Origin of the sequence: Rhodococcus sp. AQ5-07 (assembly GCF_009707305.1) — a bacterium.
Taxonomy (GTDB): Bacteria; Actinomycetota; Actinomycetes; order Mycobacteriales; family Mycobacteriaceae; genus Rhodococcus_F; species Rhodococcus_F erythropolis.
In genome coordinates this window covers 5,862,740-5,888,125 of sequence record NZ_CP046099.1, presented here as the reverse complement: position 1 = coordinate 5,888,125, position 25,386 = coordinate 5,862,740, and the positions used below count along the sequence as shown (strand labels likewise).

The 25,386-nt window shown below is 62.5% G+C and carries 20 protein-coding genes; 12 read left to right on the top strand and 8 right to left on the bottom strand.

Annotation, left to right across the window (positions count from 1 at the left end; translation table 11 throughout):
* Nucleotides 1–18 precede the first annotated feature (18 nt).
* The 3 genes from GJB56_RS27290 (at nucleotide 19) to GJB56_RS27280 (ending at nucleotide 6,281) form a co-directional block, all read left to right on the top strand.
* Entirely contained in the window at nucleotides 19–3,387 is a 3,369-nt protein-coding gene (locus GJB56_RS27290) for a serine hydrolase (protein ID WP_113682174.1), read from the top strand.
* A 20-nt stretch (nucleotides 3,388–3,407) separates the two neighbouring features.
* A complete protein-coding gene (locus GJB56_RS27285) occupies nucleotides 3,408–4,805 on the top strand; it encodes a serine hydrolase domain-containing protein (protein ID WP_021342978.1) in 1,398 nt (465 codons plus the stop codon).
* 87 nt (nucleotides 4,806–4,892) lie between these two features.
* On the top strand, nucleotides 4,893–6,281 hold the full coding sequence (locus GJB56_RS27280) for a sensor histidine kinase (RefSeq protein WP_084326899.1): 1,389 nt from the start codon (nucleotides 4,893–4,895) through the stop codon (nucleotides 6,279–6,281).
* Nucleotides 6,282–6,284: 3 nt separating this feature from the next.
* Here the strand turns inward: GJB56_RS27280 and GJB56_RS27275 are convergent, their stop codons facing one another.
* Nucleotides 6,285–6,959 carry a response regulator transcription factor gene (locus GJB56_RS27275; RefSeq protein ID WP_060938451.1) on the bottom strand — a complete coding sequence of 225 codons (675 nt, stop codon included), beginning with the start codon at nucleotides 6,957–6,959 and terminating at the stop codon, nucleotides 6,285–6,287.
* A gap of 117 nt (nucleotides 6,960–7,076) precedes the next feature.
* Between GJB56_RS27275 and GJB56_RS27270 the strand changes: the two genes are divergently transcribed.
* On the top strand, nucleotides 7,077–7,910 hold the full coding sequence (locus GJB56_RS27270) for a phosphatase PAP2 family protein (RefSeq protein WP_153213272.1): 834 nt from the start codon (nucleotides 7,077–7,079) through the stop codon (nucleotides 7,908–7,910).
* Here GJB56_RS27270 and GJB56_RS27265 read toward each other — a convergent pair.
* Nucleotides 7,846–8,925, bottom strand: coding sequence for an ABC transporter substrate-binding protein (locus tag GJB56_RS27265; protein ID WP_230091086.1), 1,080 nt, complete (start codon nucleotides 8,923–8,925; stop codon nucleotides 7,846–7,848). The two genes, GJB56_RS27270 and GJB56_RS27265, sit on opposite strands and share 65 nt — an antisense overlap.
* Before the next feature lie 42 nt (nucleotides 8,926–8,967).
* Here GJB56_RS27265 and GJB56_RS27260 point away from each other — a divergent pair, with 42 nt between their 5' ends.
* Nucleotides 8,968–9,480, top strand: a complete 513-nt coding sequence (locus GJB56_RS27260; protein WP_230091085.1) for a MarR family winged helix-turn-helix transcriptional regulator — start codon at nucleotides 8,968–8,970, stop codon at nucleotides 9,478–9,480.
* Between the two features lie 6 nt (nucleotides 9,481–9,486).
* Here GJB56_RS27260 and GJB56_RS27255 read toward each other — a convergent pair whose 3' ends face one another.
* From GJB56_RS27255 to purD, 4 genes are all read right to left on the bottom strand, one after another.
* Complete coding sequence (locus GJB56_RS27255) at nucleotides 9,487–10,428, bottom strand: ABC transporter substrate-binding protein (protein WP_113682172.1); 942 nt, start codon at nucleotides 10,426–10,428, stop codon at nucleotides 9,487–9,489.
* 191 nt (nucleotides 10,429–10,619) lie between these two features.
* A complete protein-coding gene (locus GJB56_RS27250; RefSeq protein ID WP_031332880.1) occupies nucleotides 10,620–11,453 on the bottom strand; it encodes a helix-turn-helix domain-containing protein in 834 nt (277 codons plus the stop codon).
* Between the two features lie 111 nt (nucleotides 11,454–11,564).
* The gene (locus GJB56_RS27245) at nucleotides 11,565–13,133 is read right to left on the bottom strand and encodes a GMC oxidoreductase (protein ID WP_020968539.1); all 1,569 of its coding nucleotides are present in this window, start codon (nucleotides 13,131–13,133) and stop codon (nucleotides 11,565–11,567) included.
* 242 nt (nucleotides 13,134–13,375) lie between these two features.
* Nucleotides 13,376–14,632, bottom strand: a complete 1,257-nt coding sequence (purD, locus tag GJB56_RS27240; protein ID WP_113682171.1) for a phosphoribosylamine--glycine ligase — start codon at nucleotides 14,630–14,632, stop codon at nucleotides 13,376–13,378.
* Between the two features lie 171 nt (nucleotides 14,633–14,803).
* Between purD and GJB56_RS27235 the strand changes: the two genes are divergently transcribed.
* From GJB56_RS27235 to GJB56_RS27210, 6 genes are all read left to right on the top strand, one after another.
* Complete coding sequence (locus tag GJB56_RS27235; RefSeq protein ID WP_113682170.1) at nucleotides 14,804–16,426, top strand: ABC transporter substrate-binding protein; 1,623 nt, start codon at nucleotides 14,804–14,806, stop codon at nucleotides 16,424–16,426.
* A complete protein-coding gene (locus tag GJB56_RS27230; protein ID WP_030534681.1) occupies nucleotides 16,423–17,457 on the top strand; it encodes an ABC transporter permease in 1,035 nt (344 codons plus the stop codon). Before GJB56_RS27235 ends, GJB56_RS27230 begins: the two co-directional genes overlap by 4 nt.
* Nucleotides 17,450–18,271 carry an ABC transporter permease gene (locus tag GJB56_RS27225; RefSeq protein WP_113682169.1) on the top strand — a complete coding sequence of 274 codons (822 nt, stop codon included), beginning with the start codon at nucleotides 17,450–17,452 and terminating at the stop codon, nucleotides 18,269–18,271. Before GJB56_RS27230 ends, GJB56_RS27225 begins: the two co-directional genes overlap by 8 nt.
* Nucleotides 18,268–19,185, top strand: a complete 918-nt coding sequence (locus GJB56_RS27220; RefSeq protein ID WP_021333102.1) for an oligopeptide/dipeptide ABC transporter ATP-binding protein — start codon at nucleotides 18,268–18,270, stop codon at nucleotides 19,183–19,185. The genes GJB56_RS27225 and GJB56_RS27220 overlap by 4 nt, the downstream gene beginning before the upstream one ends.
* A gap of 1 nt (nucleotide 19,186) precedes the next feature.
* Complete coding sequence (locus GJB56_RS27215) at nucleotides 19,187–19,834, top strand: ABC transporter ATP-binding protein (RefSeq protein ID WP_070796334.1); 648 nt, start codon at nucleotides 19,187–19,189, stop codon at nucleotides 19,832–19,834.
* A gap of 70 nt (nucleotides 19,835–19,904) precedes the next feature.
* Nucleotides 19,905–21,209 carry an HNH endonuclease signature motif containing protein gene (locus GJB56_RS27210; RefSeq protein WP_113682168.1) on the top strand — a complete coding sequence of 435 codons (1,305 nt, stop codon included), beginning with the start codon at nucleotides 19,905–19,907 and terminating at the stop codon, nucleotides 21,207–21,209.
* 85 nt (nucleotides 21,210–21,294) lie between these two features.
* Here the strand turns inward: GJB56_RS27210 and GJB56_RS27205 are convergent, their stop codons facing one another.
* Both GJB56_RS27205 and GJB56_RS27200 read right to left on the bottom strand, forming a co-directional pair.
* Nucleotides 21,295–23,445, bottom strand: a complete 2,151-nt coding sequence (locus GJB56_RS27205) for a glycosyltransferase family 39 protein (RefSeq protein WP_113682167.1) — start codon at nucleotides 23,443–23,445, stop codon at nucleotides 21,295–21,297.
* The gene (locus GJB56_RS27200; RefSeq protein ID WP_113682166.1) at nucleotides 23,442–24,683 is read right to left on the bottom strand and encodes a dolichyl-phosphate beta-glucosyltransferase; all 1,242 of its coding nucleotides are present in this window, start codon (nucleotides 24,681–24,683) and stop codon (nucleotides 23,442–23,444) included. Before GJB56_RS27200 ends, GJB56_RS27205 begins: the two co-directional genes overlap by 4 nt.
* 87 nt (nucleotides 24,684–24,770) lie before the next feature.
* Between GJB56_RS27200 and GJB56_RS27195 the strand changes: the two genes are divergently transcribed.
* A complete protein-coding gene (locus tag GJB56_RS27195; protein WP_021342963.1) occupies nucleotides 24,771–25,199 on the top strand; it encodes an HIT family protein in 429 nt (142 codons plus the stop codon).
* Nucleotides 25,200–25,386 lie beyond the last annotated feature (187 nt).

Below are 25,386 nucleotides of genomic sequence, written 5' to 3'. Positions count from 1 at the left end.
CCGATTCGAAGGATCTACATGACTGACCGTCCATTTGTTCTCGACGACCTCCACCGCGTGGTCACACCCACTGAAACCGCAATCTCGCCCGACGGCACCGTGGTCGTCTTCGTTCGCTCGGAAATTGTTGCCGGAAAGGCAACTACATCTCTCTGGGCAGTGTCCCGCGATTCCCAGGCTCGCCGCCTCACTGCGGGGCCCGCCGATTCGGCACCTCGGTTCTCTCCGGACGGAACTTCGATTGCCTTCCTCCGCAAGGTCGGCGACTCCGCGCAGCTGCACCTGATCCCGCTCGCCGGCGGCGAGGCCGAAACCCTCACCACAGCAGCATCACTCCCCCTCGGTGCCGGCGCACCGGTCTGGAGCCCGGACGGAAATGCCATTGCATTCGCCGCTGTGATCTCACGTTCGGACTCCACCGATCCGAATGCGCCCATCGTCACCGACCGACTCGGATACAAGGTGGACGGCGCCGGTTGGCTCGGCACCTTCCGTCGCCACCTGCACACCGTCGATCTGGAGACGAAGGCAGTACGACGCCTCACCGACGGTGATTGGAATGCGGACGTACCGTCCTGGTCGCCCGACGGCACGGCTCTTGCCTTCACCGCGAATCTCGAACCGGACAGCGATCTGAACCTCACGTTCAGCGCTTACCGAATCCTCGTCGACGATCTGTCAGTTCCGCCGCAGCGACTCGGTCACGCCACCGGGGTGCAGGGCTCCACACTGTGGCACCCGCAAGGAGATTCGGTCGTCGCCATCGGCACCCCCGAGGTCCGTGTCGGAACCGCCGACCTGATCCGTCTGTCCGTCCCCGGACCAACTGAGACACCGGTCGACGTCACCCTCACAGCTCATCTCGATCGCAACGTGATGCCCGGCGCGCCCGGTTACCCCGGTGGCACACCGGCACTGTCGAATACTCGCGACGAAATCGTGTTCTGCCTCCGCGATCGCGGATGGACGCATCTGTATGCAGCCGATATCGAAACCGGCACCTCTCGCTCCCTCGTCGCCAATCCCAACGAGGTCGTCTCGGCGCTCTCCGTTGCCCGTGACGCCCGCGTCGCCTCCGTCATCGTCACCACACAGCAGTCCTTCGGCGAGGTCGCACTCGTCGATCTCGACAGCGGCGCTGTCACCACGCTGACAAAATTCACCGCAGAAGCACTCCCCGAGGTGACCCTGTTTGCCGCCGAGGAGCGCGAATTCACCATCTCCGACGGCCGTACCGTGCATGGCTGGTTGCTGTCCGCTCCCGAAACTGATGGCGCTGCACCCCTTCTGCTCGACGTTCACGGCGGACCGCACAACGCGTGGACCGGCGTTGCGGATACCTATCACCCCGCCCATCAGGTTCTCGCAGCGCAGGGCTGGCGCATCCTGACCCTCAATCCACGTGGATCGGACGGGTACGGTGCAGACTTCATGTACGCCGTCAACGGCGCCTGGGGTACCTCGGACCAAGCCGACTTCCTCGAGCCGATCGACGCGCTTGTCGCCGAGGGACTTGTCGACGGGGACCGCCTGGCGATCACCGGGTACAGCTACGGCGGATACAGCACCTGCCACCTCACCTCGCAGACCGATCGCTTTGCCGCGGCGGTGGCCGGTGGGCTGATCTGCGATTTCAACGCTATGGCCGGAGTCTGCGATTTCGGTCCGCACCTCGCGTCGCTCGCCACCGGCACCACTGTTCCCGAGAACTCCGCGGGGCTCCTGGCAGCCTCACCGCTCGCCGCCGTGAAGAACGTGGTGACCCCGACGCTGATCCTGCACGGAAAGTCGGACGAGCGGTGCCCGCTGGGTCAGGCCGAGGCCTGGTTCGCCGCACTTCGCCAGCAGCATGTACCCACCCGACTGGTGGCGTATCCCGGTGCAAGCCACGGTTTCCTCGTCAACGGCTCGATCTCGCACCGAATCGACTACAGCACAAGGCTCATCGAGTGGGTCAAGCGATACACCTCCGCGAAGCTGCCCAAGACCGGCCTGGCCAACGCATCTGCCGGCGCCGACGCGTGGAAGCGCTCACTGGACGTACTGTGTGAGCGTTACGGCGTCACCGGTGCTCAATTCGGTATTCTCACACTCGATTCCAGCGGCAAGGAAATCACCCGTACGACGGTGGCTTCCGGCGTGATCAATGCAGACACCGGGGTCGAGGTCTCCACCGACTCCCTGTTCCAGATCGGATCCATCACCAAGGTATGGACCGCGATGCTGGTCATGCAGCTGGTCGACGAAGGCTTGCTCGACCTGGACGCGACCGTCCGGTCGATCCTGCCCGACTTCGCACTGCAGGACGAGGAAACAGCCGCCCGCATCACGGTTCGCGCACTTCTGAACCATCGCAACGGAATCGACGGTGACCTCTTCATCGACAAGGGTCGCGGAGACGACGTCGTCGAACGCTACGTCGAGGGCCTGCGTGACTTCCGTCAGGTTCATCCACTCGAGGACGGCTTCGCGTACTCGAATTCCGCGTACGTCCTTGCAGCTCGTATCGTCGAGGTTCTTCGCGGCGGTATCTGGGACGACATCCTCAAGGAGCGGATCATCGATCCGCTCGGCCTCGCGCACACACTCACGTTGACCGGAGATACTCCGAGATACTCTGTGGCAGCGGGCCATACAGGGAACTCCGTCGTGATGCCCGTCTGGCCGATCACGCGCTCGATGGGGCCGGCCGGCTGCATCACTGCCAGCATCGGAGATCTGCTCACGTTCGCGGAACTCGGCCTTCTCGAAGGTCAGAGCGTCGACGGTGTGCGGATCGTGTCGGAAAAATCAGCCGCCGCGATGCGTACACCCGAAATCGATATCAGCGAACTGTTCCCGGACAAGTCGGGCTGGGGTCTGGGTTGGTTCCACGAAACCTGGTCGGGCGAAGAAATTTTCGGCCACGACGGCAGCACCATCGGACAGCACGCATATCTGCGCATCTTCCCCCGCCACAATGTCGCGATCGCGCTGCTGACCAGCGGCGGCAAAGCAGACGGCCTCTATCGTGATCTCTTCACCGAAGCCGCGGCCGCATTGGTCGGACTCGAACCTCCGCAAGCCCTCGCCCCGAACCCCGCGAGTGTGGAGTCGATTCCGGATTCGGTTCTGGGTAAGTACAGCTCGGGCGGAATAGCAATCGAGTTCCGTCGTGGAGAGTCCGCTGACGAGGCTGTGATCACCGTCATCGGCGACGTCATCCCGAATCCCGAGGAAGACGAAACAGCTCCGAAGAAGCCTGCAGCGGTGGCCACTCTCGTACCGTCGCAGATCCCGGGGACCTGGACCACCCGTCAACCCGGGGCTGCCGGTTGGACGACGGTACGGCCGCACCGCGACGGCGTGTACGTCGGATTCCGCTTCCTACCACGGGTTAACGCGTGACGACGACCGATACACATACGATGACGGAAACACCGAACGCCGAAACACAGAACGCCAGCGAACTCGAGGAATCAAAGATGCAAGAACAGCTTCAGGAACTCGTCGACCAGTGGAGGGTCGAGGCAAACATCCCCGGCGTCTCGGTCGGTATCGTGCACGGCGACAAGGACATCGTCGTCACCAGTGGCATCGAGAGCGTCGAAACCCAGCTCCCGGTCACCGACAAGACGATGTTCATGATCGGTTCCACCACAAAGGTTTTTGCTGCAACAGCCGCGATGGCACTCGTCGAGGACGGCCTACTCGATCTCGACACCCCACTGGTCGAGTACGTCCCCGAACTGATCCTCGCCGACGACGAAGCCACCCGCACAGTCACGATGCGTCATCTTCTGACGCACACCGGCGGGTTCACCGGCGACGCCAGCCTCTCGGCAGGCTGGGGTGAAGACGCCCTGGGTCGATCGATTTCACGGCTGAAGGAACTACGACAGGAATTTCCCGTCGGAGAGGTCTTCTCCTACAGCAACTCCGGATTCGTCCTCGCCGGATACGTCGTAGCCAAGATCAGTGGACTGACCTTCGAAGAGCTGGTCAAGCAGCGCGTTCTGGACCCACTCGAGATGAAGAACTCGGCGTTCCTGCCCTGGGACGTGATGACCCACCGGTTTGCACTCGGCCACTACATCCGCGAGGGTGAGCCGTTCGTGTCCAACGAGACCGGACTGGACCGCGGTATGACGCCCTGCGGTGGAATGTGGTCCTCGGTGCGCGATCAGCTCGTCTGGGCACGCTACGCACTGTCGGGCGAACACCCGGGTGAGGGACAGCCGCTCGACGAGTCCACCCGGTTGCTGATGCAGAAGCCGCAGCGTCCCGCCGCGATGATGTTCGAGGAAGTCGGCATCGGCTGGCTGCTGACTCGATACGGAACCACCCAGGTAGTGCGGCACGGCGGAAACGTCAGCAACCTCCAGGTCTCCGAGTTCTTGACCGTGCCTGAGAAGAACTTCGCCGTCACCGTGCTGACCAACGCACTCGGCGGCGGAATCGGCAAGAAGATCGTCGACTGGTGCATGGCCAACCTCGCAGAGTTGCCCGCGCCGGCATCTCTCGACGTGGTCGAGCCCGAACCCTCTGCCGTCGACGCCGTCCTGGGCAAGTACCAGGCCGGCAACCTGACCATGACCGTCGCCCCCGGTGACGAGGGAATCGGCGTCCGCATGGGCAGCGCGCAGGACCTCGGCGAATACGAGGACATCGTCTGGCCACCGGCGATCCCGATCGCCTTCGTCAACGATCTCGACTTCGCTGCTCGCGCCGACACCACGCGGACGCTGGGGCGCTTCGTCACCGATGACACCGGACGCGCCGTGATGCTCGAATTCGGCGGCCGAACCGCCAAGCGAGTGGCTTGATCCTCTAGACGGGTGACGCGGTCCGATTACGAGGCCGCGTCGCCCGTCTTTGTATACGCACAGCCGCGAAGGTACAGACTGGACGCCATGAACGTCATCGGCGAGTCGATTCTGCACCCGTCCCGGTGGAGCGTGCGCGCCCGGACGACCGTGGCATCTACCCTCGTGATCGCCTTCTGCTTGGTGATCGCCGGGCTTGCACTGGTTTTCGTACTGGCGAACTCTCTGCACCTGTCCGCACTGAACAGCTCCGAGGCCCGTGCCACACAGTTGGTCCAGCAACTCACCGGGAAGAGCCCAGCCGATCTCGACCCTTCGCTTCTGTCCACCGACAGCCAGATCGGAATCGTGCAGATCGTCGACGCCGATCACCGAATAGTCGCCCAATCACCTGGAACTGACAGCGACCTACTGTCCGAACGCATTCTCGGCCCTGACGAATCGGACACCTATGGAAGGGTCAAGAAGTCCGACGACGAGGACTACTGGCTGATCGGACAAGGCGCTCAGACGCCGGCCGGACCGGTCACCGTCTTCGTCGGCGCCGACCGTGAACCGGTTGAAACCGTGGTGACCACCGTTGCCGTTCTGCTCGCCATCGCCGGGCCCCTGGTTCTTGGACTGGCCGCGTTTGCCACTTACCGCCTGGTGGGTTCGGCTCTCGCTCCCGTGGAACGCATCCGCGCTCGGGTTGCCTCGATATCGAGTGGCCGTCAAGGTGAACGAGTCCCCGTCCCGTCCGGGAACGACGAGATAGCCCGACTGGCAACAACAATGAACGACATGCTGGCGCGCCTCGACGAAGGCGCACTTGCTCAACAACGATTCGTCAGCGATGCCTCCCACGAGTTACGTAGTCCACTGTCCACGATCACGACGGCTCTCGAACTGGCACACCGACGCCCGGATCTCCTCGACGACGCGCTGATCGAAGACGCACTACTCCCCGAGGCGCGACGGATGCGACAGTTGATCGAGGATCTGTTGATTCTCGCGCGCTCGGACGAAAGCGAACTCGAATCCATCGGTACCGTCGTCGACGTCGACCTCGACGACATTCTGTTCGCCGAGCAGAAGCGGATCGACGGTATCTCCGAGATCGCGGTCACCGCCACCGTTGCTCCGGTTCGCGTGTCCGGAGACCCGAGGGCGTTGGCGCGCATGGTGCGAAACCTGGTCGACAACGCAGTGCGGCACTCCGAGACCCTCGTGCATCTCGAGTGTTCCGAAGCCGGCCACGAAGCCCATATCGTGATCGAGGACGACGGGCCCGGAATCCCTGCAGCAGAACGCGAACGAATCTTCGGACGCTTCGTCCGCCTAGACCAGCCGCGGTCGAGGCAGGGAGGTGGCTCCGGACTCGGACTCGCCATCGCGTCGGAAATCGTTGCGGCGCATCACGGAACCATTTCCGTCAGCGAGAGGGTAGGCGGTGGAAGTCGATTCGAGGTGACAATTCCGCTACCGACCGACTGAAGATCAGGCAGTGCCGACAAAGCGGTACCCGATGCCTCGAATGGTTTCGATGCTGTGGGTTCCGAACGGGAGGTCGACCTTCTTACGTAGGTAACCGATGTAGACCTCGACGATGTTCTCGTCACCTTCGTAGTTGGTGTCCCAGACCGAGCGAACGATCTCGGTCTTCGTGACCACAACTCCGTTGTTGCGCATCAGGAACTCGAGAACGCTGTATTCACGTGGCGTCAGCGTCAATTCGATTCCCGCTCTGAGCACCTGATGTTTGGCGGGGTCGAGGGACAGGTCTCCCACGGTGAGTATCGATGGACGCTGGGGAGCGCCACGCCGCACCAGTGCACGAAGCCGCGCCAGGAATACAACAAACGAGAAGGGCTTGACCAGGTAGTCGTCGGCACCGAGATCGAAAGCATCAGCGAGGTCGTATTCGCCGTCCTTCGCCGAAAGCATGAGGATCGGCGTCCACACCTCCCGGGCGCGTAGGTCCCGCACGATGTCGTAACCGTGTTTGCCCGGCAACATGATGTCGAGAACGATCACGTCGAATTCGTCGCTGCAGGCAATCGCGAATCCGTCGTCCCCGTTGAGTTCCACGGCGGTCACGAATCCCTCGGCTACCAATCCCCGCCGGATCGTCTCGGCCAGGCGTACTTCGTCTTCGACAACCAGTACTCGCACCACCGGCCCCGTTTCGTCGACACGCAGTTGTTCGGATGCACCCAGTAGAGCAGACGGTGGGCCCATGACCGAGTTACGTTCAGCGTTTCTTCAGCTTCTGATCGTCACACTGCATTCATGCCAGCAACTGTGTCGACCGTGCGAAACGTGGTCACCGAAGTCTTGACCGAGAGCACCACCGCAGAAATTGCGGTTGCCGCAATCGTGGTGGCAGCCGCGCTGTTCGCATTCGGTTCGATCTACCGGGCCTCCAGCGTTCGGTCAACAGCGCTACGCGCGTCCGGGCTCGCCCTCGCCCTGGTGACGCTCTCGATCCAGGTATATCGAAACGGGTGGTTGACGAGCTTCGACGGGCCGGTGACCGACTGGATGGTCGATCATCGGAGCGGCGCCCTCAACCAGATCGCGGTCGCCGTCACAGATCTCGGTAGCCCGGTCGCCACCGCGCTGCTCGGGATCACCTGCGGAGTGCTCATATCGTGGCGAGCGCGTTCGGTTGTTCCGGGTTTGATCGTGATCGGAACCGTTGGCGGTGCGGCAGTCGCCAGCACGGTAATCAAAGCGCTCGTCGGTCGCGAACGTCCGCCGACCAACATCCAAGTTCTTCTCGAGACCGGCCACTCGTTCCCGTCCGGTCACGTCACGGGCACAGCAGCGCTGTTCGGCATTGCGGTTCTCGTTGTGAGCGTCGACCGAACACCGGCCGTCAAACGACTTCTGATGCTGCTCGCCGTGACGGTCACCGTTGTCGTCGCGCTCACTCGCCTCTACTTGGGAGCTCACTGGCTCACCGACGTCGTTGCCGGAGCTGTCCTCGCGACGCTTGCCGTCACTGCGGGTGGAGCAGTCTTCCGGTTCGTCGGCACGCACAACCAGTCCGAATCAACTACTGCTGCAGTGCGCTCTGCAGAACCTTCAGCACTTCACGAGCCGCAGTCGGCCCGGTATTGAGGTAGAAGACGTCGTCGTCGACAGCAACGGCATGGTTGGCAATCACTCCACGTAACTGCGCCCACAACGGCGCGTTGGTCAACGTCGCCGGGTCCCCGCCTTGCACTCCGTAGAAGATCCAATCAGCGTCCGCCACGTTCAACTCTTCCTCACTGATGTCTCGGGAGGTGTCGTCGAATTGCTGCGACTCCGGACGCGTCAGGCCGGCATCCTGGGCGATACTTCCGGTGAACGAAGGAATACCGAAGATGCGCAAGCGATTTCCGTTCTGGCGGGTGAACGACACTGTCGTCGGCGACGAAAGGGACGAACCCAAGGCCGCGGCGTCGGCGTTGAACGTATCCAGCAGTGCCGTCGCCTGCTGCGTCTTACCTACCCCGTCGGCAACCAGCAGGAAGTCCTGCTTCCAGTTGACGCCGGTCCCCTGCGTTGCCACGGTGGGCGCAATTGCCGAAAGCTGGTCGTACAGCGAATCGGCATCCTTCCCTGCAACATTCATCAAGATCAGGTCAGGATCGAGCTTGACGATCGCTTCGAAGTTCGGTGTGAAGCGCCCACCTGCGTCGACGACATCACCTAGCTGGGCGCGGAATTCGGGGTATGCGGCCAACAGGTACGGCGGCACCAGGTCCGCACCGTCACCACGAGTCGAAGCCGCAGGAACGACGCCGAGAGATAAAAGCGCATCTGCTTGCCCGGTCGAAATGACGACAACCTTTTCGGGCTGCGATTCGATCGTGGTGTCACCTTTGAAGTGTGAAACGGTACGAGGGAATTCGCCGTCCGACTTTCCGCTCCCCATTCCAGCCGGGACTTCTCGCGGAGCGACAAACGCAGAGTCCGCCGGAGTCGACGCACTGATGTCAGTGTCTGTGGGCGAGGCGTCGCTCGAGCAGCCACTGAGAGCTGCCACCAATGTCAGTGCGCCGATCAGCATTACACTGCGTGACTTCTGTCCAAAATTCATGATCGTGTCCCGTACGTCGTGAAGCATGACAGCTTCATCTACCGTCATGGTTAGGTGACCCTACCCTTTGAGGAACTGTAAACTATATCTGTGTCGGATACAGTTTTGGGGCGTGGATCACACGAGGTCGATCGCTACTCTGATCGCGTGCCCACTGCGGAAGAAGCATCGAGATCACTCATCGCTGCGGCGTTCGAATTGCGTCGAGCGCTGCGTGAATACATGGATACGTCGGGTACCGACGCGACTTTGCCAGAGGCACAATCCGAGGTACTTCACGATGTCGCGCACCATCCCGGCACTCGCATCGGGGCCGTGGCCGATCGCCTCTCCAGACGCCCGAACACCGTCAGCACGCTGGTGCGCATCCTCTCCGACAAGGACCTGATCGAGCGGCGACCCGATCCCACAGACGGCCGGGTGAGCACGCTTTTCGTGAAGGACGAGCGAAGCGCGCGCCGGGACCGTCGGTCCGAACTACGCATCGGCGTCCTGGCCCAAGAACTGACAGCCCTCGACGAAGGTGACCTAGACACATTGACCGCTGCCATCGGCATCCTCGACCGAGTCAATCGATCACTGCGAGTTCACGCACCGCGATGATGCCACTCAGGTGACTTTCCCACTCTTCTCGTAGACGTCGGCAAAACGCCTCATCTGCTCCGTGATGCCCGTCAGGCTGTACCCCGTACGCAGTTCTACCGAGGCAACCTGGCCCGAAACCACAGCCGGAAGCCTGGTGAACGTCGGCGAATTGAGCTCCGGTGCGTCAGACCACGTCGGCGGAATCAGGAGGAGATCGGCCGGAAAGACGCCCGGCTCTTCCCAACTCGCTGATGCCCAGAAACCGTCCTCGCTGTCCAGCTTCGCGAATTCGACGCCCATCGTTTCGAGAATACTTCCGAGCGGAGTCCATCCCGGCACCGCGTAGTCCAGGCTCGACTCCAACGGAATCACGTATGCAACAGAGATATTCGTTCGCGATGTGGCCAATTCACGCACCCGGTCACCGAGCGCACTCAACTCTTCCCGTTTTGCCGCGTAGACCGGCGAGGTGTCGGTGCCGCCGATACCCTGAACCAACGAACTGAAGCTGTCCAACGCCGCTTGCGCCCCGTCGGTGATCTCGACACCTGCAATGGGAGCAACCTCTTCGACGCGAGCGATATCGTCGCCCCAGATGCTGCCGAAGTTTCCGCCGTTGTACGAACTCCAGATGTCGATGACCAGATCCGGGTCCACTGCCAGGAGTTTCTCGGCACTGATATCTGTGTCGGTCTCGCTGACATGGGCAATTCCACTGAAGTCGAATGCATTCAACGTGGATTCGTCGAGCCTGGAAAAGCCGATGATACCGACTGGAACGACCCCGTATTCGAGTAGCACCGGCGCGGTGTCCGCCGTCGCCACAATGCGTTCGGGGATCTTGTCGAGCGAAATCTGCTGACCACGCGCATCGACATACGTCCACGCATCACCGTCGGACTTCGCGTCGGTCGTCGAGGTGCCACATGCTGCCAGCGCCGTCGAAAGTGCCACTGCCACAGCCATGAAGATGGCCCTGCTACCGCGTTTCGAACGCGGCGCAACAAAATCGATCACTTCTGCCCCATGCTGTCGAGCGGGTTTCGGGCGAACCCCGAACCCGGAAAGTAAAGTAAGCCTCGCCTACATGGTTAACGGTAGAGCGGATCAGGCGATGACGCAATCGCGGAGTTTTGTCAGAGAATGTCGAAATCGGATCAACGATCCGCGTTCTTTCGAAATGCCATCGGCGTGACACCGGTGGACTGTTTGAAAGCGGCGACGAAACTACTGGGCGTCGAGTATCCGATCTGCTCTGCCACGTCGGCGACCGCAACACCTTGGCCGAGTAGGGACATCGCCACGTTCATCCGAAGCAGTACTCGCCACTGGCCGAAGCTCACGCCGGTGTCCACCTTGAACCGACGAGCCAAAGTGCTGGTGCTGACGCCGATCTCGTTCGCCCAGTCTCCGAAACTGCGTGGGTCCTCCGGATGGGACAACAGGTCGCGTGCAATCCGCCCGACCGGGCCCGAATCGGGGATCTTCATCGCTCCGCGCTCGTCGCCGGGAACAACGAGGTCGAAGAACACTCGCTCGGCGCGGCGCCTCGCGTCGTCCGACATCTCTCGAGCACTCAGATGCAGAAACAACTCGTAGAGTAGCGGCGTGCCGTGTACCGCAACCGGGCGATCACCGAGCGAAGGCCCCTGCCCTACAGCGCAATACACCGTCAGGAACTGCGCACCCGCGGCAACGCGCACCGAGTGTCGATGCAGTGCCGGTATCCACAGCCCTCGTCCCGGCAACAACGTCCACATCTGGGCGCCCGAGCGAACAACCACAATGCCGGAACGCGGGAACAGAATCTCGTTCGATCGGTGCGCGTGGGTTTCCCATGTCACCGGTTGATCAGCACTCGACGCACCACCCCACAGAACCAAATCTTCGGGCTCGTCGTCTAATTCGTGTTCGGATACCACCAGCTCGTCGCTCGACGGCACGCCCCACCGGAGCCAATCACCGTCGACCTCGGATTTTGTCCGCCTCACGTCTACATCCCTGGATCGACCGTCGTCTGTCCAGGTGACTGTAACCGCTACCCACGCCGAGCAGGTGCGGCAGGAAGTTGATCCCACCGCACCTGACCCCGAGTCGCCCCTCTAGTTCATGTCGTTCGCAATGATGTTCTCGATGTTCCGTTCGGCCAGAGCGGTGATGGTGACAAACGGATTGACTCCGACATTGCCCGGAACGAGGGATCCGTCCATGACATACAGTCCCGGGTACTCCGGCAGACGACCGTAACCGTCGGTCGCCTTGCCAAGCACACAACCGCCGAGGGGGTGGTACGTCAACTGGTCGCCCCACGTCTGCACCGGACCGAAGAGGTCGGTCCGGTAGATCGTGCCTTCCTTCTTGTTGATCTTGTCGAAGAGTTTCTTCGCCATGTCGATCGACGGCTGGTTCTGCGAGCGCTGCCAATTCAAACCGACTTTGCCTGTTGCCGAATTGAATTGGAACTGAGCACGTTGCGGATTCTTGGCAATCGCCAAGTACAGGCTGACCCACAGTTCGGTACCGGCTGGGAAGGGCGCGATTTCCGCGAACACAGGAGCGGATGTGTCAGCCCAGTTGTCGATACCCATCACGGGGATCGCCGACTGCTTCGCGCCGGTGGCGTCCCACATGTGATTGGCGCGACCCACCATCACGTTGCCGTTGTGCCCCCATTCCTGCCCAACCGCACCCGGCAAATTCGCCAGCTGCCCTTGTGCTTTCATCGCGACCAGGAGCTTACTGGTACCGATACTGCCAGCCGCGAAGAAGACCTTGTCCGCGGTCACCGTCTTGGTGCCGACGGTGTTGCCCTGCTCGTTGATCTGGTTCATCACCACTTGATATCCACCACCGGTCGCGGCCGGCGCAACCGAGGTCACGACGTGCAGCGCCGAGATCGTGAGCTTGCCGGTGGCGGATGCCGCAGCGAGGTACGTCTTGTCCAGAGACTTCTTTCCCGCGTTGTTGCCGTAGATGACCTCACTCACCAGGGCAGACTTGGTGACCTGACCAGCAGCTTCCTGCTTCATGTAGTTGAAGTCGTAAACATTCGGCACGAATGTTGTTGTGTAACCGGATCTCTCAGCGGTCTTTCGGCCGGTTCGTGCGAACTTGTAGTACTCGGTCGACTCGAACCAGGCCGGGTCGATGTTGTTGACCCCGAGCGCAGCGTTGGCCCGCGGGAAGTACGTCGAGTACATCTCGTTGGAATCGACCCCGGGCAGGATCTCTTCGAAGTAGTTGCGCTTGGGTGTGACGGCCATGCCGCCGTTGACCAGCGACCCGCCGCCGACCCCTCGGCCTTGGTAGACCTTGATCCCGCCGAAGTCCTCGGCGTCGAGAACGCCGACGTAACGGCTGATGTTCTTGTCCACCGAGCCGCCGGAGAAGTGTGAAACCGGTTGAACTGTACGGTCTCTGAGCCAGAAGGAACGTCCGTCCGGTGAGAGCATCGGGCAGAAGACCTTGCCGTCGGACCCCGGTGTGGTCCACGACTTCCCCATCTCGACCATGTGCGTGTCGATGCCGGCCTGCGTCAGCCGAAGAGCCGCAACGGCTCCGCCGTACCCGCTGCCGATCACGAGCGCAGGGACACGGTCTCCGTCGCTCAATGCTCGCCTGGGCGCAGCGGCGGCCGTAGTCCACGAGGACGAGAGCGCAGCGGCGCCCACAGCTAATCCTGTTGCTGCCAAGAAGTTTCTACGCGAGAGCGTGGAATTGGTACGTGCGTGCCGTTCGTTGGATCCAGCGCGAATGCTCAAGTGTGCCCTTCTCTTTCCGTGACCCCCGCGCTGAGATATACCGGGAGAAACCGAACGAGAAGTCCATACTCGTGGGTAACTTCGAGGAACCGTTGATTTTCCATGAAAAGGGCCGATGAACAGAAAGTTCACCGGCCCTCCGAAAGAACGAGTCAGGGAAGAGAGATGCGCCCTTCGACGGCGCCGAGTCCGATGTCCGTGCGGAAATGACCGCCGGGAAGCTTGACGTCGGCGATCTTTGCGTAGGCGTCGTCACGCGCTTCGGTCAGATCCTTGCCCACTCCGACAACACTCAGCACACGCCCGCCGGCCGAGACGACGGCTCCGTCTTCACGCTTCTTCGTACCGGCATGCAGGACTCCGTCGGCGTCGGCTCCGGTGATCACGTCGCCGGTGCGGGGGGTCGCCGGGTAGTTCTCGGCAGCAATCACGACCGTGACAGCGGAACCGTCGCGCCACTGCAACGGACCGACCGAATCGAGTGTTCCGGTCGATGCCGCATTGAGTAGACCGCCCAGCGGCGTTTCGAGGAGAGCAAGCACGGCCTGAGTTTCGGGGTCACCGAATCGGCAGTTGAATTCGACGACGGCCGGGCCATCGACACCGATCGCGAGACCCGCATAGAGAAGGCCGGAGAAACTGCTACCGCGTGCGACCAACTCGGCAGCGACGGGCTTGACGACGTCGTCGACGATCTGCGTGACCATCTCGTCTGGCAGCCACGGCAAGGGGGTGTACGCGCCCATGCCGCCGGTGTTGGGTCCGGAGTCTCCGTCGCCGACGCGCTTGTGGTCCTGAGCCGGGAGCAGTGGGATCACGGTTTCACCGTCGACGAGACAGAAGAGCGAAACTTCCGGACCGTCGAGGAAGGATTCGAGAAGAACCGGGTGCCCGGTCTCGAGCAGTTCAGCGGCATGATCGCGCGCGGCGAGACGATCCGTCGTGACGACTACGCCCTTGCCCGCGGCCAGCCCGTCATCCTTGACCACCCAGTTGGGACCGAAGCGGTCGAGTGCTTCGTCGAGCTTGGCCGGATTGTCGACGATCTCGCTGTGAGCGGTCTTGACGCCGGCGACAGCCATCACTTCCTTGGCGAAAGCCTTCGAACCCTCGATGCGGGCGGCGTCGGCCGAAGGCCCGAAGCAGGCAATACCTGCTGCGCGCACCGCGTCTGCGACGCCGAGGACCAGCGGAACCTCGGGTCCGATGACGACGAGGTCGGCTTCGACCTTCTGGGCCAGCGCGGTAACCGCGTCACCAGAAGCTACGTCGACGGGGTGCTGCTCGGCGATTTTTGCGATCCCGGCATTGCCAGGCGCGCAGATCAGGGCCGTGACACCTGGATCGCGAGCAAGAGAGAGAAGGAGGGCATGTTCACGGGCTCCGGAGCCGATTACTAGTACGCGCACGGGGAACAGACTACGGCCTGCGATAACAGCGCTCTCGGAGTGCCACTGACGGGGCCAAGGTCCCAGCGTTCGACCTTTGTGCGAAATATCCGTTTCGAGATGAGATCATATGAATACCTGAATAGGTGAACAGATGTTTTCGGACACCTGTCCACCAAGGAAAGGACACCCGTGAAACTCCACAAACCAGGCGTTCTGACGCTCACCGCAACCGCCGCAATCGGCGCACTTCTGATCACGTCGTGCAGTAGCCCGACTGGCACCGGCTCCTCGGGCAACAACGACGGCCTGGTCTTGGCCGACGGCTACGAACTGGGCGGCTACAACCCGGTCGCAGGGTTCGGCGCTGCCGGTGAGGCCAAGATGTACGACGGTCTCGTCCGGCTCACCGGAGGCACCGGTATGCCGGGATTCGAGCCGTCTCTGGCCGCGGAGATGCCCACGGCCAACGCCGACGCGACAGTCTGGACGGTCAAACTCCGCGACGGGGTCACCTTCTCCGACGGGTCGACCTTCGACGCCGCCGACGTGGTTGCCACGTACAAGGCGATCCTCGATCCAGCTTCCGCCTCCGAAGCGCGGTCGTCGTACGACATGATCAGCGACGTCGTGGCCGTCGACGACAGCACAGTCGAGTTCCGCCTCGCCTACTCGTATGCCCCACTGCTGACGAAGATGCTGATCGGCATGGTTCCGTCGGAGTCCCTCGCGACACCCGGGCTTGCCGCCGAATCGCCGTTGAACACCGCACCGGTTGGTACGGGTCCGTACACACTCGTCGACCTCTCACCGGATCGAGCCGTCTTCGAGGCGAACGAGAACTACTGGGACGGTGCGCCGGAGATCAAGAAGCTGACTCTCCTCTACGTTCCTGACGACAACACCCGCGCCCAACGTATGGTGTCCGGCGAGATCGACGGAACCAATCTCCCTCCACTGCTTGCCAATACGTTCTCAGGCAAGGACAACATGTCCGTGACGGCTCATCAGTCAGCAGACTGGCGCGGGCTCTCACTCCCGACGAACAATCCCGTGGCAGGCGACAAAGCCGTGCGGATGGCGCTCAACCTCGCCGCCAATCGCCAGTCGATGATCGACAACGTCCTGGGCGGACACGGGCGCGTCGCCGCCACTCCGATCCCCGAGGTCTACGGCGATTCGTACAACCCGAGCGCAACCTTCGCCTACGACCCGACCCAGGCCGAGCGAATACTCACCGAAGCGGGCTGGATCGAAGGTGCCGACGGAATCCGTTCGAAAGACGGTCAGCGGGCACAGTTCACGATCATGTACAACTCCGTCGACACCGTTCGACGCGATCTCGCTCAGGCATTTGCCTCCGACGCTCTCGCTGTCGGCATCGAAATAGATCTCGAAGCACTCTCCTGGGACCGCATAGACCCTCGAATCAACCAGGATTCGACGCTTCTCGGTGGCGGCGACGAACCTTTCGACCCCGACACACAGGCGTACGACGCGCTGAACTCGAAGTACATCGCGCCCGGGGTCGGCAGCATCTACGACAACGCCAGTGACTACTCCAATCCAGCAGTCGACGCAGGCTTGGAAGTAGGACGCCGCAGCCTGGATCAGGCAACGCGTGATGCCGCGTATCGCGACGTACAGCAGGCGTACGTCGAAGATCCCGGATTTGTCATCCTCGTATTCCTCGACCATACGTACGTGTCGAAGGATTCCGACTGGCAGATGTCCGGACCGGTACTCGAACCACACTCACACGGTGTGACCTGGGGTCCATGGTGGTCACTGCAGACGTGGGCCCGAGGGCAATGACAGCGGTCGACGTTCGGCCAGACGCGGGGCCGACACGGGGCCACCGTGACAACTCCCGCCGAAAGGCCATCCTCACGATGGTCGGTCGGCGGGTGTTGTTCATCGTGCCGGTCATCGCCGTGGTGTCCGCGGGACTCTTTGCAGCCGCCGCGATCTCACCGTTCGATCCACTGGTCGGCTACCTCGGCACGCGATACATGACGACAAGCGACGCGGACAAAGCGTTGATCGCCGATCAGATGGGTTTCGACAACCCCTGGTACAGCACGTACTGGAATTGGGTCCAGGGTGTGTTCACCGGCGATCTCGGGATCTCCAGATCGTTCAATCAGCCTGTTTCCCAAGTCATCTCCGAACGCCTGCCATGGACCCTGCTGCTGGTCGGTATCTCACTCCTCATCGCGATTCTCGCCTCGCTGACACTCGGTGTTCTCGCCGGAATCCGCAGTGGAGGATTCCTGGACAAGACAGTGTCCGGGCTGAGCGTCGTAGTCCAAGGACTTCCGCCGTTTGTCCTGTCGCTGGGTGCCATCGCGCTCTTCGCGTTGACTCTCGGCTGGCTCCCGGTCGCCGGTCTGACCGACGGGGGCGCCGATCCCACACCGGGACAGGTGATCCGGCACTTGGTCCTACCGGTGACGGTGCTGGCCATTTCGCAAATGCCGTGGCTCCTACTCGCCGTCCGAGAGTCCGTCGTGGGTTCGAAAAGTGAGGGATTTGTCGCCGGCGCGGTAGCACGCGGTATCCCGACGCCGACCATCACGAAGCGCCACATACTGCCCACATCACTAGCACCTTTCGTCAACATCGTCGGTGTGCGGTTGCCCGAGCTGATAGTCGGGGCAGTGCTGGTGGAAGAGGTGTTCAGTTGGCCGGGGATCGCCGGCGCCATCGTCTCGTCTGCGCGTGACCTCGACATGGCACTGCTCGCGTTCCTCACCGTCGGTACGACATTGACGGTCATGCTCGGCTCACTGCTTGCCGACGTGCTGGTCGCAGTGCTCGACCCGAGAGTAGGTACCGATGGCTGAACGACGCTTCAAGATCGCCCTCGGCGTGCTGATCGTCGTTGCGCTGTACGCGGCGTTGGTCCCATGGTTGGCCGACGTCGACGACCGAGTCACAGACTTCTCGGCGGCTCGCCTGGCTCCGTCGTTCGATCACCCGTTCGGAACTGACTCGGCGGGCCGAGATCTATTCGTGCGCATAGCTGCAGGCATCAGAACCTCACTTCTGATCGCACTCGCCTGCGCGCTGCTCGCCACGGTGATCGGCGTCGCCGTCGGCACTACGGCCGGACTGGTCGGCGGCTGGGTGGACAGGTTCGTCATGCGCGGCACCGATGCCGTCAACGCACTCCCCCACCTGTTGCTCGGCATCGTGATCGTCGCGATGTTCCGTGGAAGCATTGCCGCCATCGTGCTTTCGATCGCACTGACCCACTGGACCCAAGTGGCCCGGATCATCCGCTCAGAGATCTTGAGTCTGCGCGAGCGTCCCTATATCGATGCCGCCATTCTCGCGGGAGCAAGTCGACGTCACGTGATCATGCGCCACCTCGTGCCGGCGACGGCGCCACAGGCCTTGATCGCAGTCGTTCTCCTGCTGCCCCATGCCGTCTGGCACGAATCAACATTGTCCTTCCTGGGTTTCGGTCTTCCCCCGCACAAACCCAGTCTCGGGACGCTTCTCGAAGAGGCACGCAGTTCTCTACTCCTCGGCGGTTGGTGGACGCTTGCATTCCCCGCCGCAGTCCTCGTGATCGCCACCGTCGCTGTTGCAGTTGCCGGTTCGGCCCTGCGGTCGATGCTCACGCCCCCTCGACCTTCGGAGCTACGACTGTGAAACGCGGCCTACGCATCGAATCCCTCACCGTCAGGATCCCTTTGCCCGGAGGATCCGTAGTCCACGCTGCGAGCGACATCGACCTCGACGTTCCAGCCGGCACGGTGACCGCGCTTGTCGGCGAATCCGGGTGTGGCAAGTCGATCATCGCCACCTCGGTCATGAACATGTTGCCGCCGAATGCTTCTCGAACCGGAACGGTCACCGTCGGTACAGCGGACCTCGAGATCGACGTCTTCTCCGGCACCGCGTTCCGTGGGCGGCACGTGGCTCTCGTTCCACAATCCGCCGCAACACATCTCACCCCCGTCCGGACTGCGCGATCGCAGCTACAGGAGACGATCGACGCACTCGGCAGCGATCACACTTGCGACGCCTTGGCACTTCGCGTCGGACTCGAACCGTCGGCCCTGGACTGTTACCCGCACGAACTGTCGGGCGGCATGGCGCAACGCGTTGCCATTGCCGGTGCGCTGGCCGGGAATCCATCGGTGATCGTCGCAGACGAACCCACCGCCAACCTCGACCGCGAACTCACCGACCACGTCATGGGATTACTTCGAGAGTGCGCTGACTCCGGGGCGGCTGTCCTGCTCATCACCCATGACCTTGCATCACTCACCCGCAGCGATGTCGCGGATCGACTTGCCGTCATGTACGCATCACGCATCATGGAAACCGGTCCGGCGGCTCTGGTGTTCCAAGATCCGCTTCACGACTACACCCGAGACCTGCTCGGCGCCTTGCCATCCCGAGGCTTGACTCCTATGCCCGGATCACCACCGCAACTCACCGATCTCCCCGACGACTGCGTCTACCACTTACGACGCCCGGAGTCGAAACAATCCGGTGGCCCGACCGAACTGGTCACACTGGGTGACCGCACGTACCGAACGCTGCGGAAGGTGGGCTGACATGAGTTTGCAAGCTCTGGGAATTACCAGCGGTTACCACCGCAACCGGCCAGTTCTCGAGAACGTCTCGCTCGAAATTCCGCCGGGAAGGCTGATCGGCCTGACCGGGCCTTCGGGCACCGGAAAATCAACACTTGCAAGGATTCTCGCCTCGTTGGATGCACCATGGTCAGGCGAGGTGCGAATCGACGGATCACCCGTCGTGGGTACCAAATTCTCGGTATCCGCGGCACTGCGCGGGACGGTGTCCATGCTGTTTCAGTCACCTCGCGCATCAACCGACCCTCGGCAGACGCTCGCCTCGATCATCGGTCAACCCGGCGATATTGCCGGTAGGACAATCGATGTGGTCGCACTGGCAGCAGAAGTGGGCCTCACTCCCGATCTCTTGTCCCGTAGACCCCACCAGGTGAGCGACGGCCAACTGCAGCGCGCCTGTCTAGCGAGATCGCTGGCGCAACAACCGAAATACCTCATCTGTGACGAGGCGACGGCGATGCTCGACGCCGCCACGACGGCCGCGCTCATTCGGTTGATCGAGAGTCGCGCCACCGAAACCGGCGTCGGCGTATTACTGATCAGCCATGATCGCGAATTGCTCGGCGCCTGCTGCGACGCGGTCCACGACCTCGACAGTATTAGCGCTTAGCCCCTGCGAAATCCACCCTTGACTCGAACGGATGTTCGAGTATGATTTGGGGAGGGGATCGGGGGATTCAATGAGTGTCTATCTGTCGGACGTGGTTTCGGGTTCTGCGGTGGGGTTGCGCGGACGCCTGTGGCAGCTGTCTGCTTCTGAGTTGCGTGCTGCCGCTATCGAGGCGAGTGCGGAGATTCTTCGTCTCGAAGCTGTGCGGGTGGCGGTGGTGGACGAGTTGTCGATGCGGCCCGATGATCAGGTGATTGCCAGCCGCGGGGTGGGTTGCTGGTTGGCGGCGAACACGATGCTGCAAATCCGGGACGGGAAGAAGATCGCCGCCCTCGGTGCAGCGCTACGCCCGTTTCCGGCAGTGGCGGCCCGATTCGATGACGGGGACTGCTCCTTCGAGCACGCCGTGCTGATCGTGGCGTTCTGCGAATCACCACCGAAGGGAATGCCGGAGGAAGCGCTACCGAAGTGCATCGATTTGTTGTTGGCTGCCGCTTCCGGAGTGGAGGCGACGACCACGAAGGTGCGGAGTGTTATCGCGACCTTGGAGCGAATCTTCGAATCCGATGAGATTCCACCCGCGGAAGATGTCGATCGCAACGAGTTGCGGATCGCGTCGACGTTGAATGGTCGGGTGGTGGTGCGCGGGGATTTCGACGCTCTCACCGGCGAAATGCTGCTATCGGCCCTGTCGAATCTGACGATGCCCACCCCGGCACCCGATGGAACCCCCGATGCCCGGTCGGCGGCGAAACGGACCGCGGACGGGTTCACCGAACTGATCCGCCGCTACCTCGACTGCGCCAAAACCGGCACCGACGGTGGTCAGCGGCCGCACGTGAACGTGCACATCAACGCCCGCGATCTCGCTGAGCATCGGGACTGCGCAGCCGCACCCTCCAAGACTGATGACGGAATGGCTGTATCGGATCTTGATGTCGGGCACATGCCCTGGCTGGGGCCACTCTCGGTGTCGCAGACCAGACTCCTCGGATGCGACTGCTTCCTCTCGACCGTTCTGCTCGACGATCACGGCGCGCCGCTCGATGCGAAACCCGGGAAACGGTTGGTCACCGCCGAACAGCGAGTGGCGTTGATCGCGAGAGACAAAGGCTGCGCCTTCCCCGGCTGCACATGCGTGCCCGCGTGGACGGATGCGCACCATATCCGGCACTGGGCCAACGGCGGGCCGACCGTGATGAACAACCTTGTCCTGCTGTGCCGTTCACATCACCGGCTGATGCACCGGAAATCGGGTTTCGTCGGAAAATGGGTAATCCGCATCGGCGTCGACAACAAACCCTGGTTCATCCCACCACCGTCGATCGACCCGCAGCAGCACCCGCGGCCGGCGAACACCACCTTCAAAACCTGAGGACGAACCTCAGACATACAACTTCACGCCAGGTCCGCATCGGGGGGAGCACCTCCGATGCGGACCTGGCGTGCGTTCATGTTGGTCAGCCCCCAACCGTCAAGTCGTAGAGGGTTACTCCGTCCACCGTTGTGGCGGTGAAGTTTTCGGTCACCCACGTCGAGATGGCGGTAGCGGTGCCTTCGGCGTTCATACCGCCACCCATCCCACCGCCGGCGATGAAGAAGTGAATCTTGCCCTCTGACACGTACTGCTGGAACTGCGCGAGTGTCGGGGACGGATCACTCCCGTTGAACCCTCCGATAGCCATGACCGGTGACTGCGTCGCAAGCTGATAACCCGATGCGCTGTTGGACCCGATTGCCGCGGCTACCCACGTGAACTGGTCGGAGTTCTCTTCGAGTGTGGACACGACCGCGGCTCCCGGTGTGCTGCCCTGAAGCAAACCACCGGCTGCGCCGCCGCCCATTGCACCCCGCGTTCCGTCGGTGGTCGATGTGGTGGTACCCGGAGCTGTTGCACCACCGGGCATCTGACCCATTCCGGCAGGGGGCGTTCCCGGCGTTCCGGTCCCTGCCCCGTCAGTCCGACGGTTACCGCCGTCAGCCATGCCGCCAAATCCTCCGAATCCTCCGCGGCCACCGCCCGGCCCGCCCATTCCACCTTCGACGCTCGGTCCGGCCGAAACTATGGAACCGGTATGCGGAGTGTTGATCGTGTCGATCGCGTACGCAGTCGGACCCGCCAGGCCGGTGAAGATCGCCGCGAGGATCACTGCCACAGCCAATCGACCTCGCGTCGCTGCCGGAATCAGCACTGCCACGGCAGTGACGATGCCGACGACCAGAATCGCCCAGCGAAGCCACGGTACGAACGAAGGCGAGCGTCCGAGCAGTACCCACGCCATCGCGACGGTTGCCGCCAACGACACCGCCAGAACGAGGCGAACCCAGAGGACGTCACGATGACGCCAAGCGAATACGGATCCTGAACCGATCAGTGCGGCGATCGCCGGCGCCAGCGCAACGGTGTAGTAAGCGTGGAAGATTCCCGCCATGAAACTGAAGGTCAGTCCGGTCACCAACAGCCACAGTCCCCAGACGATGAATGACGCGCGCTGTGTGTCAGCGCGGGGAGCCCTGCCTCGCAGCACGATTCCAGCCACCAGAAGTATCAGTGCAGCAGGAATCAACCAGGCAATCTGTCCGCCCTGGGCAGATTCGAACAGTCGGGTAATGCCGGTACTCCCCCACATGCCGCCACCGGCGCCACCACCTGGTGCCATGCCTCCCGCTGCCATACCGCCTGCGGCCTCGCCCATTCCGGGGAAGCCTCCCGCAGCAGCACCGGCCGCAGCATCACCAGCACCGCGCATTCCGCCGCCGCCGACGCTTCCGGTCTCGTTGCCGCTCAAGCGTCCGAGCCCGTTGTAGCCGAGCGTCAGTTCGAGAATCGAATTGTTCTGCGAACCACCGATCCACGGACGTGAGTCGGCCGGCCACAGTTCGACGATTGCCAACCACCATCCGGCGGAGACGATCAGTCCGCCCAGTGCCGCGAACAGTTGGAGTACGCGCTTACCCAGTTTCGGCGGTCCGGCGATCAGATAGGTGAGCGCCAGCGGTGGAACTACCAACATGACCTGTAATTGCTTTGTCAGGAAACCGAATCCGCAGAAGATACCGACCAACACCAACCAGCGGGTGCGACCGTCCTGCACGGCGCGCATCATCGCCCACACTGCTGCGATCATCAGGAGCACCAGCAGGGCATCCGGGTTGTTGAACCGGAACATCAGCGCCGCTACGGGTGTGAGCGCAAGTACCAAGCCGGCGAGGAGGCCGGCGGCCGCACCGAAATACCGTCGAACCGTTCCCCACAACAGCGCAACCGATCCGACCCCGAGGAGTGCCTGCGGCACCAACATCGCCCAGGAATTGAGTCCGAAGATGCGAACCGACAGCGACATCAACCACAGGGACATCGGTGGCTTGTCGACGGTGATCGAGTTGGCAGCATCCGAGGAACCGAAGAAGAAGGCCTTCCACGACACCGAACCTGCCTGGACCGCAGCAGCATAGAACGAGTTGGCCCATCCGGACGCGCCCAGGCCCCAGATGTAGGCGACTCCGGTGCCCACCAACAACACTCCGAGCGCCCACGGTTCCCAGCGCACCTGACGCTGCGGTTCCGGCGCAGGCAGCGGCGCGGCGAGTGTCTCTGCAGTGGCGGTCATCGATTGGCTCCTACGGATTGTGCAGTGCGAAACACCCAGCGCAGCGCGATGAATCGGCTCACTGTGGCAACAAGATTGGCAATGACGAGCACGGCAAGCTCCACGTGCTTGGACGCGTCGGGCGCCATGACGTCGAGAACGAACAACGATCCGCTGGTGAGCAGTAGACCGAACCCGAACACGAGCAGGCCCTGCATCTGGTGACGGGCGGATCCTTCCGACCCGCGGATCCCGAAGGTGAAGGCTCGATTGGCGGCGGTGTTGAGTACCGCGGTCACCAGCAATGCGACGGCGTTGGCCCACTGCGCACCCATCACCGAGTGCAGTGCGAGGTAGAGCAGTGCGTACGCGAGTGTCGAAATGACTCCCACCACGGCAAAGCGCGAGAGCTGCCCGACCATTCCTCGCGGAACTCCGGGAACCAGTGGTTCACGTCCGAAACTCGCCCTGAGCTCGGCCAAGGGAAGGGAACCGGTCGACAGTGCTCGCCCGACGCGGACCACACCTTTGAGGTCGGCAACTGCGGTGGCAATGATGTCCACCCGACTGTCCGGATCGTCCACCCAGTCGACGGGGACCTCGTGAATCCGCATGCCCGCTCGCTCGGCCAGCACGAGCAATTCGGTGTCGAAGAACCACCCGGTGTCCTCCACCAGCGGAAGTAGTTGCCGCGCAACATCGACTCGCATGGCTTTGAACCCGCACTGGGCGTCGGAGAAGCGAGCATGCAGTGCGCTTCGGAGGATGAGGTTGTAGCTACGTGAGATGAACTCACGCTTGGGGCCACGTACCACGCGCGACGAACGTGCCAACCGAGAACCGATGGCGATGTCCGAGTGGCCGGAGAGCAGCGGAGCAATCAACGGCATCAGGGCATTGAGATCGGTGGCGAGGTCGACGTCCATGTACGCGACCACGTCGGCATCGGAGTCGCTCCACACCTGCCGCAGTGCTCGACCACGGCCCTTCGCATCCAGGTGGACGACCCGGACGTCGTCGAATTCTTCGGCGAGGGAACGCGCGAGCGCCAACGTGCCGTCGACACTGGCGTTGTCCGCGATGGTAATTCGTGCAGAGAATGGCACCTGTGTGCGTAAATGCCGGCGCAGGCGCCGCACGCACGTCTCCAGGCCTGCCTCTTCGTTGTATACCGGGACGACCACGTCCAGCACTACAGTCGTCGCGGAAAGCTCCCCTGCGTCCGTGCTGCCCGCGGTCTGCATGGCTTCTGTCGTCATGCGTCCTAGATTTGTCGGGCCGGCTCCGACGAACCTGCGTCCAGCCTGGGAGTTTCCTGGCAACCGGACGCGGGCTAATCTCGGGGTATGCCTTCAGTCTTCAGCGCCATCATCAACGGAGATCTACCAGGACGTTTCGTGTGGGAGGACGACGACGTTGTCGCGTTCCTGACCATCGCGCCGGTAACGCAGGGCCACGTACTCGTGGTACCGCGAGCCGAGGTCGATCAGTGGCAGGACGTGGATCCTGAACTCTTTGCCAAAGTCACCGCGGTTGCCCGCACCCTGGGTCAGGCTGTGCGGAAGGCGTTCGACGCGCCTCGGGCGGGTCTCCTCATCGCAGGTCTGGAAGTTCCGCATCTTCACGTTCACGTCTTCCCCGCATACGACATGGGGAACTTCGACATCAGTGGCGCCGATACTTCGCCGTCACCCGAATCTCTCGACGAGGCGCAGACCAAACTCAAGTCGGCGCTACGCGACCTCGGCTTCGAGTCAACTGTCTCGACTCGTTGATCGCGTACCTTCGACCGAATTTCGCTGGCCGATAACTGGACTCCCCGCCGCAGCCTCCAACGGAGGTTGCGGCGGTCGCATTTGTCACTCCTACCGACCGTGACCTGCGATTGCACACCGAACAGTCCGTTTCGCGCTGTCGCGCGAGCACGAGATTCGCTGCTACCGTGGGGCGCTGGTCCGGGAC